This is a genomic window from Angustibacter luteus (genome assembly GCF_039541115.1).
GTDB lineage: Bacteria > Actinomycetota > Actinomycetes > Actinomycetales > Angustibacteraceae > Angustibacter > Angustibacter luteus.
Window position 1 is genome coordinate 535,771 of sequence record NZ_BAABFP010000002.1, and the last position, 15,705, is coordinate 551,475.

Genomic DNA, 15,705 nt, shown 5'->3' on the forward strand with positions numbered 1-15,705 from the left:
CAGCGACCCGTCTGACGCGCGGGCCGGCGCCCGGACGAACCGGCGGCTAGGAGCCGGCGGCCAGCCGCCGACGGATCATCTCGAGGTCCTCCTGCGGCAGCGCGTCGACGTCCAGCAGGCGCGGCAGCAGCTCCGGTTCCAGCGTGTACGCCCGGAAGCTGAGCTCGACGCTCACGTCGTGCGCGGGCCGGTCCAGCACCTCGACGACGTCCCCGGCGCTGATCTCGCCGGGCGTGACGACCCGTAGGTAGGCGCCGGGCACGGCCGCCTGGGTGAACCGCTTGATCCAGTGCTGCTCCCCCAGCCAACCCTGGAACGTGCCGCACGGGATCCGTGGGCACGAGACCTCCAGGACGACGTCCGGGCCGATCCGCCACCGCTCGCCGATCAGCGCACCCGACACGTCGAGCCCCTCGGTGGTCAGGTTCTCGCCGAACGAGCCATCGGCCAGCGGCCGGCCGAGCTGGTCCTGCCAGGCGTCGAGGTCCTCCCGCGCGTAGGCGTACACGGCCTGGTCGTCCCCGCCGTGGTGCGCGACGTCGTACACCCGGTCGCCCGCCAGACCCACGGCCCCGGTGCCCTTGGGGCCCGGCGCCGCGACGGCGACCGGCCCCTCGACCGGGCGCTTGTCGATCCCGGTCGAGGCGATGCCCTTCCACGGGTTCGGACGTGCCTTGCCGACGTTCACGGACCGGACGCAAGCCATCCCCCGACCCTACGGGACCACCCGATCCAGGAACGAGTTTGTTTTCACAGGCTGGGGATAGCGAACGCGCAGGTCAGGGGCGGTTTTTGAGCGGCCGGATCCGGTTGTCCACAGCTCCGTCCCCCGGTCACCCACAAGGCCCTCGGGGGACGTCCACAGGTTGTCCCGAACCTCGTCCACAGGGGGCACGCCGACGGCGTTGACCTGCCGGTCCGGCCGGTCCTAGCGTGGGCGGTCACGAGACCCCCCGGGATAACCAGGCTGCCCCCGCGCACGGGGAAGGTGCGGGAGCCGTCGAGCGCGCCCTGGGGGGTCTCGAACTCTTGCGCCGAAGATTCGGCGCGTGCTCAACACGGGGTCCCCTCCACCATGCTGAGCACGACCTGGACTATGGTGAGGCCGCTCGGTGAGCACGAGGGCATCCGCCTTCCGAGGTTCGGCGTCAGCCCGAAGTGGGCGCCGGAACGCCGACCGCCACCGAGGACCACCCGAGACGACGAGGAGAGTCACATGGCCGACGAGACCTGGAGCGGCGAGTTCTACTGCGTGAAGTGCAAGGAGAAGCGCGAGGCCGAGGGCCGTGTCGTCGAGACGAACGGCCGTCGCATGGCCAAGGGCGTGTGCCCCGTCTGCGGCACCAACCTGAACCGGATCCTCGGCAAGGCCTGAGCCTCACCCGCAGGACACCGCACCACATCGCCGGAGGGCGGCCCGCACCGCGGGCCGCCCTCCGCTGTGTGTCAAGGCGGTCTGCTGCCGTCGCTGCGCGGGCCTGTGGACGACCGCCGCGGGGCGGGCCCGCGCCCTGCCAGGCTGGGCAGCGTGCAACGACCCCAGCTCCGACCCGGCCTGCGCCGGGTCTGGCGCGACGCCACGACGCTCCAGCTCGGGCTGTCCCCCGAGCACGGCACCGTGCTCACCGGGCTGCAGGACGGGGACGACGCGCTGATCGCCGCCCTGGACGGCGCGCACGACCTGGCGGACCTGCGGGCCATCGCCCGCGACCGCGCGGTCGCCGCGGCGCGGGTGGACGAGCTGGTCGCCACCCTGGTCAGCACCGGGGTGCTGGTCGACGCGGCGGCCGGCCCGTCCCGGCGTCCGGACCGCGCGCACCTCACCGCGCTCGGAGCACGCACCCAGGAGCGCCTGGTCGCGGACGCGGACGCCTGGTCGCTGTCCTACCCGGGAAGCCCGGACGGCGTGCGACTGCTCGCCGACCGGGCCGCCCGGGCGGTGCGGGTCGACGGAGCCGGCCGGTTCGGCGCCACCCTGGCGACCCTGCTGGCGGCGGCCGGAGTCGGCCGGGTCGACGCCGTCGACAACACGCCGGTCACCGCGCAGGACGTCGGGCCGGGGGGCCACCGCCAGGTGGACGTCGGCCGCTCCCGGCGCGCCTCGGTGGCCGACGCGGTCCGCCGGGTGCGCGACCGGCCGCCCGCACCCGCCCAAGCCGGACGACGTCCGGACCTGGTCGTACTCGTGCGCGTCGACGCCGTCGACGTCCGGCTCGCGGACGAGCTGACCAGCCAGGACCAGGCCCACCTCGCCGTCGTGACCGGCGCTGACCGGATCAGCGTCGGGCCGCTGGTCGTTCCGGGGCACGGCCCCTGCCTGCGCTGCCTGGACCTGCACCGGCGCGACCGCGACCCCGGCTGGCCGCACGTCGTCTCGCAGCTGGTCAGCGGCGCGGGGGCTTCGCGGGGCGCCGGCAGCGCCGAGACGGCGCTCACCTCGGTCGCCGCGGGGCTCGCCGCCCTGCAGGTCCTGGTCCACCTCGACGGGCAGGTGCCCGCCGCCGCGCGCGGTCGGACGCTGGACGTCGTGCTGCCTGACGGCACCGTCGAACGCCGCCGCTGGCGCGCTCATCCGGGCTGCGGCTGCGTGCGTCTGCCCAGCATGGGAGAGACTGGCTCTCGTGACTGAGCTGCCGCGCAAGGCCGTGACCCGGACGGCGAAGCTGGCCACCCTGCCCCTGGGGTTCGCCGGCCGCACCGCGCTGGGCTTCGGGCGACGCGTCGGCGGCCGCCCGGCGGAGCTGGTGGCCGCCGAGGTGCAGGCCCGCACCGCCGAGCAGCTGTTCAAGGTGCTCGGCGAGCTCAAGGGCGGCGCCATGAAGTTCGGCCAGGCCATGAGCATCTTCGAGGCGGCCCTGCCCGAGGAGATCGCCGGCCCGTACCGGGCGACCCTCACCAAGCTGCAGGACGCCGCCCCGCCGATGCCCGCCAAGACCGTGCACGCCGTGCTGGCCGCCGAGCTCGGCACCCAGTGGCGCCGCAAGTTCCGGTCCTTCGACGACGTCCCGGCCGCCGCCGCCTCGATCGGCCAGGTGCACCGCGCGGTGTGGAAGGACGGCCGCGAGGTCGCGGTGAAGGTGCAGTACCCGGGCGCGGGCCAGGCGCTGCTGTCCGACCTCGCCCAGGTGTCCCGAGTCGCGCGGGTGTCCGCCGGCTGGATCCCCGGCATCGACATCAAGCCGATCATGGAGGAGCTGCAGCGGCGAGCCCGCGAGGAGCTGGACTACACCCTCGAGGCGGAGGCCCAGAGCGGCTTCCACGAGGCCTTCGACGGCGACCCGGACTTCGCGATCCCGGCGGTCGTCACCCACGCCGAGCACGTCATCGTCTCGGAGTGGCTGGACGGCACGCCGCTGTCACGGATCATCGCCGACGGCTCACCGCAGGAGCGGGACCGGGTGGCCGGGCTCTACCTGGAGTTCCTGCTCGCCGGCCCGCAGCGCGCCGGGCTGCTGCACGCCGACCCGCACCCCGGCAACTTCCGGCTCACCCCCGACGGGCGGCTCGGCGTGCTGGACTACGGCGCGGTGAACCGGCTGCCCGACGGACTGCCGGAGCACATGGGACGGCTGCTCGCCCGCGCCCTGGCCGGGGACGACGAGGCCGTGGTGGCGGGGCTGCGCGAGGACGGCTTCATCAAGCCGTCGATCGCGGTGGACGGGCCCGTGCTGCTGACCTACCTCGAGCCGTTCCTGGAGCCGGCCCGCGGCGAGACCTTCCGGTTCACCCGCAAGTTCCTGCGCGACCTGTTCGGTCACATCAACGACCCCCGGCGCCCGCAGTGGGGGGTCGGCCTCAAGCTGAACCTGCCGCCGCAGTACCTGCTCATCCACCGGGTGTGGCTCGGCGGGATCGGGGTGCTCTGCCAGATCGAGGGCGAGGTATCCGCCCGGGCCGTGCTGAGCAAGCACCTGCCCGGGTTCGCCGACGACCCCGACCTGGACTAGCTGGCTACCTCACCACCAGGTGCTGTCCAGCTTCGCCTCGATGCTGCGCAGGTTCGCCCGGGAGCAGCGGTCGCAGATCCAGGTCGTCTCGCCGCGCTCCAGGCCCGTCGTCCAGGTGAGCCTCCAGGTGCCGTCGTCCGGCGCGGTGGCCCCACAGTTCGTGCATGCGACGGTCGCAGTGACCGTTCCTGCCGGTGTCGCGCTGTTGCCGTCCATGTCACTCGACGCTACGCCTGCTGCGGTCACAACGAGGTCACTTCCGTGTGAAGCCTCAGGTGTGTCTAGGTGCGTCGAGATGGGTCCAGGTAGACGAAACCCGGCCCCTCGTCCCGGTACGGCACGCCGAGACCGTCCAGCGCGGACCGCCACGAACCCGTGCACGACGGGTCTGCACCCTCGAAGCCGTGGTCCGCGGTCAGGGCGATCGTCACGTCGTCCAGCATCCCGAGGCCGTCCAGGTGGTCGAGGAACGCCACGAGCCGAGAGTCACTGTCCCGCAACGCATCCCGGGCGATCGCCGAGCGCGGCCCGCCCGCGTGGTGACCGGCGTCCGTGACCACGTTGGCCCACCACAGCAGGTCCGGCGCCGCCGCCGGGGAGTCCCACAGCTGCAGCACCTGTTGCAGCCCCAGGTCGTCGACCTGCGAGCCCCAGTGGAAGGTGCCGTCCTTCAGGTGCTCGAGCTCGCCGACGAACCGCGACGCGAACGGGTCGGGCAGCAACGAGTCGAGGTCGCCGGAGCCCATGGACGAGCCGCTGGCCCGGATCACCCCCATGGTCGAGTAGTCGGCGCCGCGGTCGATCGCCTCGTCGACACTCGCCGTCCGCGGCGACCCGTCGATCCGCGCCGGCACGTTGTCGTGCACCATCTCGAAGACCGTCCGGACGCCTGGCCGCAGCCACTCCCCGCTGCGGTGCCACGTCGTCGCGTCGTTCGGCACGACCTGCTCGCCGGTCGCCCGGTCGAAGAACACGTTGCCCAGCACGCCGTGCCGGCCCGGCCCGACGCCGGTCAGGATCGAGGTGTGGTTCGTCAGCGTGATGCTGGGGAAGTGCGCCAGGGCCCCACCACGCAGCGCGGTACCCCGAGAGATCAGCCGGGCGACGCCGGGCAGCTCCCCGGACTCGGCCAGGTGCAGCAGGTCACCGCAGTGCGCGCCGTCCCAGAGGATGCCGATCACCTTGCGCCGGCCGGGCCGCACCAGGTGGGTCAGTGCGGCGCCGTCCAGGCCGTGGCCGTGCGCGTCCAGCAGGTCGGCGAGCGGCACCCCAGCCGCGGCCGCGAGGGTCGGCCCGACGTCCACCAGCCAGGCGTGCTCGTCGAGGTAGCCCTGCCGCTCGACCCCGGCGCCGGACACCACCAGCGGCGCGCGCGACTGGATGACGTCGAGCGATCCGTGCTCGCCCGGGTGGCCGCCCTCGTCGACGAACCAGTGCCGGGGCGTGTGCACGACGGCCAGGTCCGGGCTGCGGTCGGGATCGGCGAACAGCGAGACGAGGCGCCGGTACGCGAACGGGTAGGCGTTGCGCTCGTTGGGCGGCGACGGGTCGGCGAGCTCGCGCTCGTACGGCAGGAAGGCCATCGGGTCCTCGTTGGCGACCGGGTCAGCACCACGGAGGACCTCGTGCCGGCCGTCGGCGTGCAACCGGACCCGGCCGCGGTGGTTGGCGACCAGCGCCGTCCGGTCGGACCCTTCCCCCTCGCACCAGACCACCAGGTCGACGGCGTTCGCGAGCTCGGGACCGGTCAGGGCGGCCACCGCGCGCTCGCGCAGGTCTGGGTCCGAGGTCACGCTCGGAACCCTAGGACGACGGGGGTGCCGCCTGGTGGCGACACCCCCGTCGGGTGGTGCTGGGTCGTGCATCGTCGAGCACGATCGAGCACGGTCGAGCTGGTCAGCTAGCCAGCAGGCGCAGCCGGAGCTGGACCTGCTCGGCGTGCCGACGAGCCTTGCGCTGCTGCTTGCGGGCACGGGCCAGCCGCAGGACGTACAGGCCGAGTCGCTCACGTTCAGCGTCGGCGAGCCGCTGGTTGAGATGGGCACGAGCCAGGTCTTCATGCATGAGCTGTTGCATCTGAGCACTCCTGAGTGAGGAAGGTCGGGTCCCCTGGCGCTCTGCGGCCAGGAGGGAGGTGACATCTACGGCGTGGGCGGCGGCGATCATGCTGCGGCCTCGCACTTGCGGGGGCGGCCACGCGGACGCTTGCGCGCCACGATCGCGCCCTGGACGAGGAGCTGACCGCCCCAGACACCCCACGGCTCGCGACGCTCGAGGGCGCCGGCAAGGCATGCGGTGCGGACGGGGCACTCGCCGCACAAGGACTTCGCGGTTTCGACGTCCGCCGGCGACTCTGCGAACCAGAGCTCCGCGTCGTTGGCACGACAGGGAATGGCTCGCTTGGTGGCCCGGTCGTCGAGGGTCGGCTCGAGCAGGGTCGTGAGCTGCATGGGTGTCACCTCCATCTGATGGGTGGGGGGTGGTGCGGTTCGGCCGGGTGCGGCCTGCTGCGGGAGGCGGAGCGGGCGCTGCGCCAGGGTGGTGGTCGTCATCGGTGTGGAGTCCTTGCCGGTCGTCGGTGGTCGGGTGGCAAATACAGAAAGGCCGCGGATCCCGGGTTTCGGGTTCCGCGGCCTGTGAAGAGCCGGTCTGAGACTGCTAGACCGGTGGACTCCAGGTCGTGGTACCCGAGGGGCCGTCCATGCGCACCTTGACGGTGGCCGGGGCATCGACAGTGAGGCCGTCGAAGCCGCCGAAGGGCAGACCCGTCCCCTGGTACTGAGCGCTGATGTCTGCGGAGACCACCCCAGAACGCGGGGAGGCGTGCGGACGCGACAGCGCGCTGCAGGTCTGGTCGACCTCCAGCAGGATGTTGATGTTCTCCACGACTCTCACCTCGCTCTCATCTCGGGCACGTCTTGGTAGACGGCGGTCTCTTGGCGTTGACGACAAGGCTAGACCCGGGTATCCGCGCGGGACAACGTATTTATCGGTGCGTTCCAGATTCCGTAACCGTTCCGTGACCCGGCCGCCGCCCCGACGTCCGCCCGCGCGGCCACCCAACGCGTCCCTCACGCCCCTGCGGAACGCCGAAACCCCCACTCCCCCAACGCTTTCCGCACCATTCGCGCTTGACGTGGTTTTCCGGGGGCCATAGCCACGTCAAGCGCGAATGGTGCGGGGAAGGGTCAGGGGGTGGCCAGGGCGGCGGCGAGGGCCCCGCGCATGACGGCCTGGTCGGGCTCGAGGCCGGTCCACAGGGTGATGGCGTGGGCGCCCTGCGCGACGAGCATGCCGAGCCCGTCGACGGTCGGGTTGCCGCGCTCGGCGGCCGCGCGCAGCAGCCAGGTCTGCGGCGGGTTGGGGATCACGTCGGCCACCACGCAGGACGACGACAGCGTGCTCAGGTCGACCGGCACCCGGGCCCGGTCGTCGCCCAGCCCGATGGACGTCGCGTTGACCAGCACGTCGACGTCCGGACCGACCGCGAGGTCGCCGTCCCAGGGCACGTGCTCGGACGACGCCCCGGTGCGTTCGCGCAGCACCCGGGCCAGGTCCTCGCCGGGCGCCGCGGACCGGCTCACCACCGCCACGGATGCCGCGCCGGCCAGCGCCGCCTCGACGGCCACGGCGCGCGCCGCCCCGCCCGCACCGAGCACCACCAGGCGGGCGCCGGTCAGGTCGACCACCCCGTCCAGCGACGACACGAACCCGCGGCCGTCGGTGTTCTCACCCACCCACCGGCCCTCGCGGCGCACCACGCAGTTCACCGCGCCGATCAGCTCGGCCGAGGGGGCGAGCGACTCCAGGTGGTCGATCACGGTCACCTTGTGCGGCAGCGAGCAGTTGAAGCCCGCCCAGCCCATCGCGGCCGCTCCGCGCACGGCGTCCGCCAGGCTCGCGGCGTCCACGTCGCAGTTGAGGTAGCGGGCGTCGATCCCGTGGTGGCGGTAGGCGGCCTCCACCATCACGACCGTCGGGTTGTCGCCGGCGGGGGTGGAGAACGAGCCGGTGATCGTGGCCAGGAACGCGCCGTGACCTGCCATTCGAGCGACCTCCGCACGGATCGGGGTGTTGGATGGCCAGTGTGACGGGGTTGTCCGCGTCTGTCGTGGTGGTCGGCTCCGGCATGGGGGGCTCGACCACCGCCTTGGCACTGGCCCGGCGCGGCGTCGACGTCCTCGTGCTGGAGCGCGGCGAGCGGCTGCCGCGCGAGCCGCAGAACTGGTCCGCGCGGTCGGTGTTCGTCGACCGCCGCTACAAGCCGGACGAGACCTGGTTCGACGGCCGCGGTCGCCCCTTCTCGCCGGGCGTGCACTACCTGGTCGGCGGCAACACCAAGGTGTACGGCGCGAGCCTGCCCCGGCTGCGCGAGAGCGACTTCGACGCCGTCGAGCACCTGGACGGGACGTCGCCCGCCTGGCCGTTCCGCTACCGCGACCTGGAGCCGTACTACGGCCAGGCGGAGCAGCAGCTCGGCGTGCACGGCACGCCTGGCGACGACCCCACCGAGCCGTGGCGCAGCACCGACTACCCGTTCCCGGCGCTCGAGCACGAACCGTACGTCGCCGCGCTGGCCCACCGGCTGCGCGCGGCGGGGGCGCACCCGAGCCCGACGTCGATGGGAGTGGACCGGCGGCCGGGCGGGGCGTGCATCCGGTGCGGCACCTGCGACGGGTTCCCGTGCCGGGTCGACGCCAAGTCCGACGCCGAGACCAGCGCGCTCGACCCCGCCCTGGCCACCGGTCTGGTGCGGCTGGCCACCGGCACGCAGGTGACCCGGATCGTGCTGGACGCGACGGGACGCCGGGTCGACCACCTGGTCGCGCAGGGTCCGGACGGCGAGGTCGTGGCGCGCGGCGGCCGGTTCGTGCTGTCGGCCGGCGCGGTCAACTCGGCGGCGCTGCTGCTCGGCTCGGCCGACGAGGGGCACCCGACCGGGCTGGCGAACTCCAGCGACCTGGTCGGGCGCCGGTTCATGATGCACCACAACGCGCACGTCGCCGCGGTCTCGCTGCGGCACCGCAACGACGTGACGTTCCAGAAGACCCTCCAGGTGAACGACTGGTACCTGGACGGCGGCGACGGCTACCCGCTGGGCTCGCTGCAGCTGATCGGCAAGGTCCAGGGCGTGATGATCCAGAGCTGGCGTCGGCTGCCGCTGCCGCTGCTCGACCGCCTCGCGGCGCGCAGCGTGGAGTGGCTGGTGATGAGCGAGGACCTGCCGGCGGCCGACAGCCGGGTCCGGCTGGACGGCGCAGGGCAGATCGTGACGACGCGCGCGGCTACCCGCTCGGCGACCCACCGCGAGCTGCACCGCCGGGCGAAGGCGTTGCTGCGTGCGGCCGGCTACGACGCGGTGTTCACCCAGTGGTTCGACCTCAGCATGAACAGCCACCAGTGCGGCACGGTCGTCGCCGGGCAGGACCCGGCGACCAGCGTGCTCGACCCCTGGTGCCGCAGCCACGACGTCGAGAACCTGTGGGTGGTCGACGGCGGGTTCTTCCCGTCGTCGGCGGCGATGAACCCGGCACTGACCATCGCGGCGCAGGCCCTGCGGGTGGTCGCCGAGTCCGACCTGGCGGCCTGAGCCTCAGTCGCGCGCCGTCACTCAGCGGCGGGTGGCCCGACTGCGGCCTCGGCCACGACGGCCGGGTCCTCACCACCGAGGACCGCGAGCACCTGCGCGCCGTACCGGTCGCGCTTGGTGGCGCCGATCCCGGGGATGCGGGCGAGCCCGGCGACGTCGTCCGGCTTGCCCTCGGCGAGCGCCACCAGCGTGGCGTCGGTGAAGACCACGAACGCCGGCACACTGGTCGCGGTGGCGACGGCAAGCCGCCAGGCGCGCAGGTTCTCGAAGGTCTGCTCGTCGTACGTCGGCGGGCAGTCGTCGCAGCGACCGACCTTGCGCTCGGCGCCGGTCATCAACGGCTTGCCGCAGGTCCGACACTTGGCCGTGGCCTTGCGGCTGCCACCCCGACCGCGCTTGGACGACGGCGCCGAGCCGGTCGAGCCGCCGCCGTCCTCGGTGTCGGGGCGCAGCCCGTCGAGGAAGCGGGACGGCTTGCGGGTGGCCCGCCCGCCGGGGGTGCGGGACCTGGCCCAGGACAGGTGCAGGTGCTCCCGGGCCCGGGTGATGCCGACGTAGAGCAGGCGGCGCTCCTCCTCGACCGCAGTCTGGCCGTCCGCCATCGAGATCGGCATGAGGCCCTCGGACATGCCGGTGAGGAAGACCGCGTCCCACTCCAGACCCTTGGCCGAGTGCAGCGAGGCCAGCGTGACGCCCTCCACGGTGGGGGCGTGCTGGGCCGCGGAGCGCTCGTCGAGCTCGGCCACCAGGTCGGACAGCGTCGCCCCCGGACGCGCCGCCTCGACCTCGTCAGCCAGGCCGGCGAGCGCCTGCAGGGACTCCCAGCGCTCACGGACGGCCCCACTCGCGCTGGGGGTCTGCAGCGTCCAGCCGCCGCTGACCAGGACGTCGCGGGCCGCCTGGCCGAGCGGCATCTCGGCGTCGGTGGAGCGGGCGGCGCCGCGCAGCAGCATGACCGCCTCGCGCACCTCGCGGCGGCTGAAGAACCGCTCGCCGCCGCGCAGCACGTAGGCCAGCCCGGCCTCGGCCATCGCCTGCTCCAGCGGCTCGGACTGGGCGTTGGTCCGGAACAGCACCGCGACCTCGCGCGGGCGCACGCCGTCGGCGACCAGGGCCTTGATCCTGCGGGCGATCCCGGCGGACTCGGCCACGTCGTCGTCGTAGCCGGTGAAGCTGGGCTCGGGGCCCTTGGGCCGCTGCGCGACCAGCTCGACGCGGGCGGTGCGGTGGGCCGGCGGCACGGCGTCCAGCAGCCGGTTGGCGAGGTTCACCACCTGCGGCGTGGAGCGGTAGTCACGCACCAGCCGGACCAGCTTGGCGCCGGTGAAGCGGCGCTGGAAGTCCAGCAGGTACTTGGGGCTGGCGCCGGTGAACGAGTAGATGGTCTGGCTCGCGTCGCCGACCACGCAGAGCTCGTCCCGCCCGCCCAGCCACAGGTCGAGCAGCCGCTGCTGCAGCGGGCTGACGTCCTGGTACTCGTCGACCACGAAGTGCCGGTACTGCCGGCGCACCGTCTCGGCGATCTGCGGGTGGTCCTGCAGCACCCCGGCCGTCACGAGCAGCACGTCCTCGAAGTCGATGACGCCGCGCTCGGTCTTGACCTCCTCGTAGAGCGCCAGCACCCGGGCCGCGGCCGTCACGTCCAGGCCCGCCGGGTCGCGACCGGCTCGTCGCGCCGCGGCAGGATAGGTCTCGGGGGTGAGCATGCTGACCTTGGCCCACTCGACCTCGGCAGCCAGGTCGCGCACCGAGCTGCGGTCCAGCTGCAGCCGCAACCGGGACCCGGCCTCGGCCACCAGACCGGCCTTGTGCGGCATCACCTCGGGGGCGGCGCCGCCGATGGCCTGCGGCCAGAAGTAGTGGAGCTGGCGCAGCGCGGCCGCGTGGAAGGTCCGCGCCTGCACCCCGTGCACGCCCAGGTCCCGTAGCCGCGCCCGCATCTCACCGGCCGCGCGGGCGGTGAACGTCACCGCCAGCACCTGCTGCGGCGTGTAGATCCCGGCGTGCACGCCGTACGCGATCCGGTGGGTGATCGCGCGCGTCTTGCCCGTGCCGGCCCCCGCGAGCACGCACAGCGGACCGCTCAGCGTGCTGGCGACCTCGCGCTGCTCGGGGTCGAGGGCGTCCAGCACCGCATCGGCGCCCGTCCCGGTCGTCGTCTGGCTCATCACGGACCATCCTCGCACCGGGGTGCGACATCGCGGCCCCGGCGTCCACAGTCGTCCGGACCATCCCCAAGACCATGACCATGACCATGACCAGGATCACGGGAAGATCCGCGCGCCCGGCGCCGTTGTGCCAGGTGGCCAGTCCCTCGACCAGCAGGAGAGTCATGCCCGTCCCCACGCCCCCGCCCGCCGGAACGATCACCATGTTCTCGACCACGTGGTGCGGGTACTGCCGGCGGTTGAAGACCCTGCTGGACCGCGAGGGCATCGGCTACACCGAGGTCAACATCGAGACCGACGAGGACTCGGCGACGTTCGTCGAGCAGGCGAACGAGGGCAACCAGACCGTCCCGACCCTGCTGTTCCCCGATGGCTCCGTGGCCACCAACCCGAGCCTTGACGAGGTCAAGGCCCGGCTCGAGGCCGCCGCCTGAGCGCAGGCTGAGGTGCCCGCCAGCCCCATCGCCGCGATCGGCACCGACGCGCTGGCCGATCGGGTGATCAGCCACGCCCGACGGGTCGCCCGCAGCGCCACCCGCGAGGGGCGCGCCGTCCGGGTCGGCGTGGACGGCGCGGTGCCGGACGACGGCGCCGAGCTCGCCGACCTGGTCGCGCGACGGCTGTCGGCGGACGGCGTCGCGACCGGCCGGGTCCGCCAGCGCGACTTCGAGCTCCCGCGCTCGCAGCGGCTGGAGTACGGCGCCACCGACCCCGACGTGCTCTGGGACGGCTGGTACGACGACCGCGCGCTGCGCCGCGAGGTGCTGGACCCGCTCGGCCCGGACGGCGCGACGTCCCGGCACCCGATGCGCTGGCTGCCGTCGCTGCGCGACCCGTTGACCGACCGGTCCACCCGGGCCGAGCTGCAGGACTGCCCGCCCGGGACGGTGCTCGTCCTCGACGGGCGGTTCCTGCTGCGCGAGGAGCTCGCCGACGGGTTCGACGTCGTCGTCCACCTGCAGACCTCCACCGCGGCCCAGGAGCGACGGCTGCCGGACGACGACGAGCGGGCCCGGACGCGGCCGTCCTGGCAGCGCTACCTGGACGAGTGCGCGCCCGCCACCCGGGCCGACCTCGTCGTGCGCTTCGACCACCCGGATCGCCCCGCGCTGCTGGGCTAGGCCGGCGGGTCCGGCAGCGGCTCGCCGTACCAGTCCTCGACCAGCGCCCGCGAGATGGACAGTCGCGGCGACAGGCCGACGACCTTGCGCCGCACCTGGTCGAGGAGCTCGGCCCGGGTGAACCAGCGCGCCTCGGCGATCTCCTCGCCGTCGGGGTGCAGGTCCGTCGTCACGGCGTGCCCGCGGAAGCCGACCATGAGCGAGGACGGGAACGGCCACGGCTGGCTGCCCCGGTAGTCGACCCGGCCGACGCGGACGCCGACCTCCTCGAACACCTCGCGCCGCACCGTCGACTCCAGCGACTCCCCCGGCTCGACGAAGCCCGCCAGGGTCGAGAACCGGCCCGTCGGCCACGCGACGTGCCGGCCGAGCAGCAGCCGGTCGTCCTCGTCCACCACGGACATGATCACCGCCGGGTCGGTGCGCGGCCAGTGGTCGCTGCCGTCCACCGGGCAGCGCCGGGTGTAGCCCGACGCGACGACCTCGGTGGCCGCCCCGCACAACGGGCAGTGCCCGTGCCGGGCGTGCCAGTTGAACACCCCGACCGCCTGCGCGAACAGTCCGGCCTGCTCCGCCGGCAACGTCGTCGCGAGCGCGCGCAGCCCCAGCCACTCACCGTCGTCGGCCGCGGCCTCGACCGCGGCCTCGACCGCGACGGCCAGGTACGACGTCGCGTCCCCGTCCTCACCCAAGAACACGGCGAGACGGTCGGCGTCCGCAGGCTCGGGGGCGCGCAGCCGCAGCGTCGAGCCGTCGACGCGCGCGCGGCCGTCGCTCACCTCCAGCACCCGGCTGCCGGGGTCGGCCAGCAGGGTCGGCACCAGGTCGGGGCCACGACGGTGAGCGGCCCGGTCGGTGATCGGGTGGGTCAGCGGGAGGTCGGCGAGTGACAGGTCGGGCAGCGTGGGGTCAGGCAGCACACGTCGCACGCTACCCAGCGGCGCCAACACGCCGTGGCCCGGCTCGGCCCGGCGCGTGCCGCAGGTGGGGCTTACCGTGAACGGGTGACCCGCTCGCCGCTGCAGCTCGCCGCCCTCGCCAGCGGCGCCGTGCCGGGGCTGGACCCCGTCTCCGTCGACCCGCCGCACGTGGACGGCATGGACTTCGACGTCGCCGTGGTGACGGACGGCCAGCAGCGCCGCTGGGTGGTCCGCGCGCCGCGACGGACGGCCGCCGCGGTCGCCGCCGACACCGAGGCGCGGCTGCTGCCGGTGCTCGGCCGGCTCCTGCCCGTGCCCGTTCCGCAGCCGGCCGGCCGGGCCGCCCTGCCCGAGGGCGGCAGTGCGCTGGTCTACCCGTACCTGCCCGGCCGCCCGGTGGACCCTGCGGAGCTGGCCGCCGGGTCGGCGCTCGCCGCCGAGATCGGCCGGGCCATCGCGGCGCTGCACGAGATCGACCCGGCGGTCGCGGACGACGTCGGCCTGGCGTCGTACTCGGGCGAGGAGTACCGGCAGCGCCGGCTGTCGGACGTCGACCGCGCGGCCGCGACCGGGCACGTGCCCGCGCCGCTGCTGGCTCGGTGGGAGCGCGCGCTCGAGGACGTGACTCGCTGGCACTACGTGCCGACACTGGTCCACGGCGACCTCGCGCCGGAGCACGTGCTGGTGCACGACGGAGCCGTCAGCGGCCTGATCGACTGGGGCGACGCCTGCGTGGCGGACCCGGCGGACGACCTGGCCTGGGTGGTGTCGACGCTCGAGCCGGACGTGGCCGACACCGTGCTGGAGGCCTACGCGATGGCCCGCACGCAGCAGCCCGACGCGCACCTGCAGGCCCGGGCCGAGCTCGCGGCTGAGCTCGCGCTGGCTCGCTGGTTGCTGGGCGCGATCGCCGCGGACGACGTCGCCGTCATCGACCGGGCGGCCGCGCACCTGCGAGACCTGGCCGGCCGGGTGGGCGACGAAGCCGGCAGCGAGTCCGGCACCCCGTCCAGCGGCGACTGAGCGCGTGCGGGTCGGCACGTTCAACCTCTGGTCCGGCCGCGGTCGCGACGGGCTCGTGGACGCCGGGCGGCTGGCGGAGTCCGTCCGGTCCCTGGCCGACGCCGGCGTCGACGTGCTCGTGGTCCAGGAGGTCGACCGCGGCCAGCCCCGCTCGGGCGGCGCGGACCAGCTCGGTGCGGTGGCGGAGGCGTTCGGGGCGGTCGACGCGCGGTTCTGCCCGACGGTGTTCGGCGAGCCCGGCTCCGCCGCGGGTTGGGTCCCGGCGACCGCCGGCCTGGACCAGCAGGTCGACGAGCAGCACCCGAGCACACCACCGGCGCCGTCGTACGGCATCGGCGTGGTGTCACGACTGCCGGTGCTGGCGTGGCGGCTGCGCCGCCTCCGCGGGTCCCGGGCGGTCCTGCCGGTGGCGGTGCCGCGTGACGGGCGGGGCATGCGCGTGCTGTGGGTATCGGACGAGCCGCGGGCCGCCCTCGCGGCGGTGGTCGCCGGCGACTCGGGGCCGGTCACGGTCATCGGGGTCCACCTGTCGTTCGCGCCCCCGGCGGCGGTGCGTCAGCTGCGGACGGTGCGCCGGTGGGCCGACTCCCTGCCGGGCCCACGCGTGCTGGCGGGCGACCTCAACCTGCCCGGCGGGGTACCGGCGCGAGTGACCGGGTGGCGGTCGCTGGCTCGGGCGTCCACGTTCCCGGCGGCCGATCCGCGAGTCCAGCTCGACCACGTGCTCACTGACGCCGCGTCCGACCCGGTCGAGCACAAGGACTCCCGAACCGGGGAGGCCCTGTTGCTGCCGCTCTCGGACCACCGCGCCCTGGTCGCGGATGATGTGAGACTGTGACATGTCTCACATCGTGAGAAGTTAGGGGTTTGGGCGATCTAAACCGCCGCCCACAGCGTCTTTCCTAGTGCCGGCCACGGTGAGCGCTGCAGGGGGCT

Annotated in this window: 17 protein-coding genes; 9 read left to right on the forward strand and 8 right to left on the reverse strand. The window is 74.0% G+C overall.

The features are described 5' to 3' along the window. Window positions 1-46: 46 nt before the first annotated feature. Window positions 47-706 carry an MOSC domain-containing protein gene (locus ABEB17_RS02545; RefSeq protein ID WP_345714989.1) on the reverse strand — a complete coding sequence of 220 codons (660 nt, stop codon included), beginning with the start codon at window positions 704-706 and terminating at the stop codon, window positions 47-49. A 510-nt stretch (window positions 707-1,216) separates the two neighbouring features. Here ABEB17_RS02545 and ABEB17_RS02550 point away from each other — a divergent pair. The 3 genes from ABEB17_RS02550 (at window position 1,217) to ABEB17_RS02560 (ending at window position 3,947) form a co-directional block, all read left to right on the forward strand. Continuing rightward, on the forward strand, window positions 1,217-1,375 hold the full coding sequence (locus tag ABEB17_RS02550) for a DUF5679 domain-containing protein (protein WP_345714990.1): 159 nt from the start codon (window positions 1,217-1,219) through the stop codon (window positions 1,373-1,375). Window positions 1,376-1,528: 153 nt separating this feature from the next. Further along, complete coding sequence (locus ABEB17_RS02555) at window positions 1,529-2,629, forward strand: ThiF family adenylyltransferase (protein WP_345714992.1); 1,101 nt, start codon at window positions 1,529-1,531, stop codon at window positions 2,627-2,629. After that, entirely contained in the window at window positions 2,622-3,947 is a 1,326-nt protein-coding gene (locus ABEB17_RS02560) for an ABC1 kinase family protein (protein ID WP_345714993.1), read from the forward strand. Before ABEB17_RS02555 ends, ABEB17_RS02560 begins: the two co-directional genes overlap by 8 nt. A gap of 9 nt (window positions 3,948-3,956) precedes the next feature. On the opposite strand, the gene ABEB17_RS02565 is transcribed toward ABEB17_RS02560, so the two are convergent. Continuing rightward, window positions 3,957-4,163 carry a hypothetical protein gene (locus ABEB17_RS02565; RefSeq protein ID WP_345714994.1) on the reverse strand — a complete coding sequence of 69 codons (207 nt, stop codon included), beginning with the start codon at window positions 4,161-4,163 and terminating at the stop codon, window positions 3,957-3,959. 65 nt (window positions 4,164-4,228) lie between these two features. Then, on the reverse strand, window positions 4,229-5,740 hold the full coding sequence (locus tag ABEB17_RS02570) for an alkaline phosphatase family protein (RefSeq protein ID WP_345714995.1): 1,512 nt from the start codon (window positions 5,738-5,740) through the stop codon (window positions 4,229-4,231). Window positions 5,741-5,774: 34 nt separating this feature from the next. On the opposite strand from ABEB17_RS02570, the gene ABEB17_RS02575 reads away from it, so the two are divergent. Then, window positions 5,775-6,041 (forward strand): hypothetical protein, encoded by a 267-nt coding sequence (locus ABEB17_RS02575; RefSeq protein WP_345714996.1) that lies wholly within the window; start codon window positions 5,775-5,777, stop codon window positions 6,039-6,041. A gap of 68 nt (window positions 6,042-6,109) precedes the next feature. Here the strand turns inward: ABEB17_RS02575 and ABEB17_RS02580 are convergent, their stop codons facing one another. The 3 genes from ABEB17_RS02580 to ABEB17_RS02590 all read right to left on the reverse strand — a co-directional run bounded on the left by ABEB17_RS02580 (window position 6,110) and on the right by ABEB17_RS02590 (window position 7,993). Next, window positions 6,110-6,499: a WhiB family transcriptional regulator gene (locus ABEB17_RS02580; protein ID WP_378227062.1), complete on the reverse strand. Its 390-nt coding sequence runs from the start codon at window positions 6,497-6,499 to the stop codon at window positions 6,110-6,112. 106 nt (window positions 6,500-6,605) lie between these two features. After that, window positions 6,606-6,842, reverse strand: coding sequence for a hypothetical protein (locus ABEB17_RS02585; RefSeq protein WP_345714998.1), 237 nt, complete (start codon window positions 6,840-6,842; stop codon window positions 6,606-6,608). A 293-nt stretch (window positions 6,843-7,135) separates the two neighbouring features. Then, entirely contained in the window at window positions 7,136-7,993 is an 858-nt protein-coding gene (locus ABEB17_RS02590; RefSeq protein WP_345714999.1) for a shikimate dehydrogenase family protein, read from the reverse strand. Window positions 7,994-8,025: 32 nt separating this feature from the next. On the opposite strand from ABEB17_RS02590, the gene ABEB17_RS02595 reads away from it, so the two are divergent. Continuing rightward, complete coding sequence (locus ABEB17_RS02595) at window positions 8,026-9,537, forward strand: FAD-dependent oxidoreductase (protein WP_345715000.1); 1,512 nt, start codon at window positions 8,026-8,028, stop codon at window positions 9,535-9,537. A gap of 17 nt (window positions 9,538-9,554) precedes the next feature. Here the strand turns inward: ABEB17_RS02595 and ABEB17_RS02600 are convergent, their stop codons facing one another. After that, the gene (locus ABEB17_RS02600; protein WP_345715001.1) at window positions 9,555-11,705 is read right to left on the reverse strand and encodes an ATP-dependent DNA helicase UvrD2; all 2,151 of its coding nucleotides are present in this window, start codon (window positions 11,703-11,705) and stop codon (window positions 9,555-9,557) included. 164 nt (window positions 11,706-11,869) lie between these two features. Here ABEB17_RS02600 and ABEB17_RS02605 point away from each other — a divergent pair, with 164 nt between their 5' ends. Both ABEB17_RS02605 and ABEB17_RS02610 read left to right on the forward strand, forming a co-directional pair. Continuing rightward, window positions 11,870-12,139: a mycoredoxin gene (locus ABEB17_RS02605; protein WP_345715002.1), complete on the forward strand. Its 270-nt coding sequence runs from the start codon at window positions 11,870-11,872 to the stop codon at window positions 12,137-12,139. A 12-nt stretch (window positions 12,140-12,151) separates the two neighbouring features. After that, window positions 12,152-12,826, forward strand: a complete 675-nt coding sequence (locus tag ABEB17_RS02610; RefSeq protein WP_345715003.1) for a nucleoside/nucleotide kinase family protein — start codon at window positions 12,152-12,154, stop codon at window positions 12,824-12,826. On the opposite strand, the gene nudC is transcribed toward ABEB17_RS02610, so the two are convergent. Then, window positions 12,823-13,746, reverse strand: a complete 924-nt coding sequence (gene nudC / locus ABEB17_RS02615; RefSeq protein WP_345715004.1) for an NAD(+) diphosphatase — start codon at window positions 13,744-13,746, stop codon at window positions 12,823-12,825. The genes ABEB17_RS02610 and nudC overlap by 4 nt on opposite strands. Before the next feature lie 84 nt (window positions 13,747-13,830). On the opposite strand from nudC, the gene ABEB17_RS02620 reads away from it, so the two are divergent. Together ABEB17_RS02620 and ABEB17_RS02625 are read left to right on the forward strand one after the other, a co-directional pair. After that, window positions 13,831-14,769 carry a phosphotransferase gene (locus ABEB17_RS02620; protein WP_345715005.1) on the forward strand — a complete coding sequence of 313 codons (939 nt, stop codon included), beginning with the start codon at window positions 13,831-13,833 and terminating at the stop codon, window positions 14,767-14,769. A 4-nt stretch (window positions 14,770-14,773) separates the two neighbouring features. Beyond that, the gene (locus ABEB17_RS02625) at window positions 14,774-15,607 is read left to right on the forward strand and encodes an endonuclease/exonuclease/phosphatase family protein (RefSeq protein WP_345715006.1); all 834 of its coding nucleotides are present in this window, start codon (window positions 14,774-14,776) and stop codon (window positions 15,605-15,607) included. Window positions 15,608-15,705 lie beyond the last annotated feature (98 nt).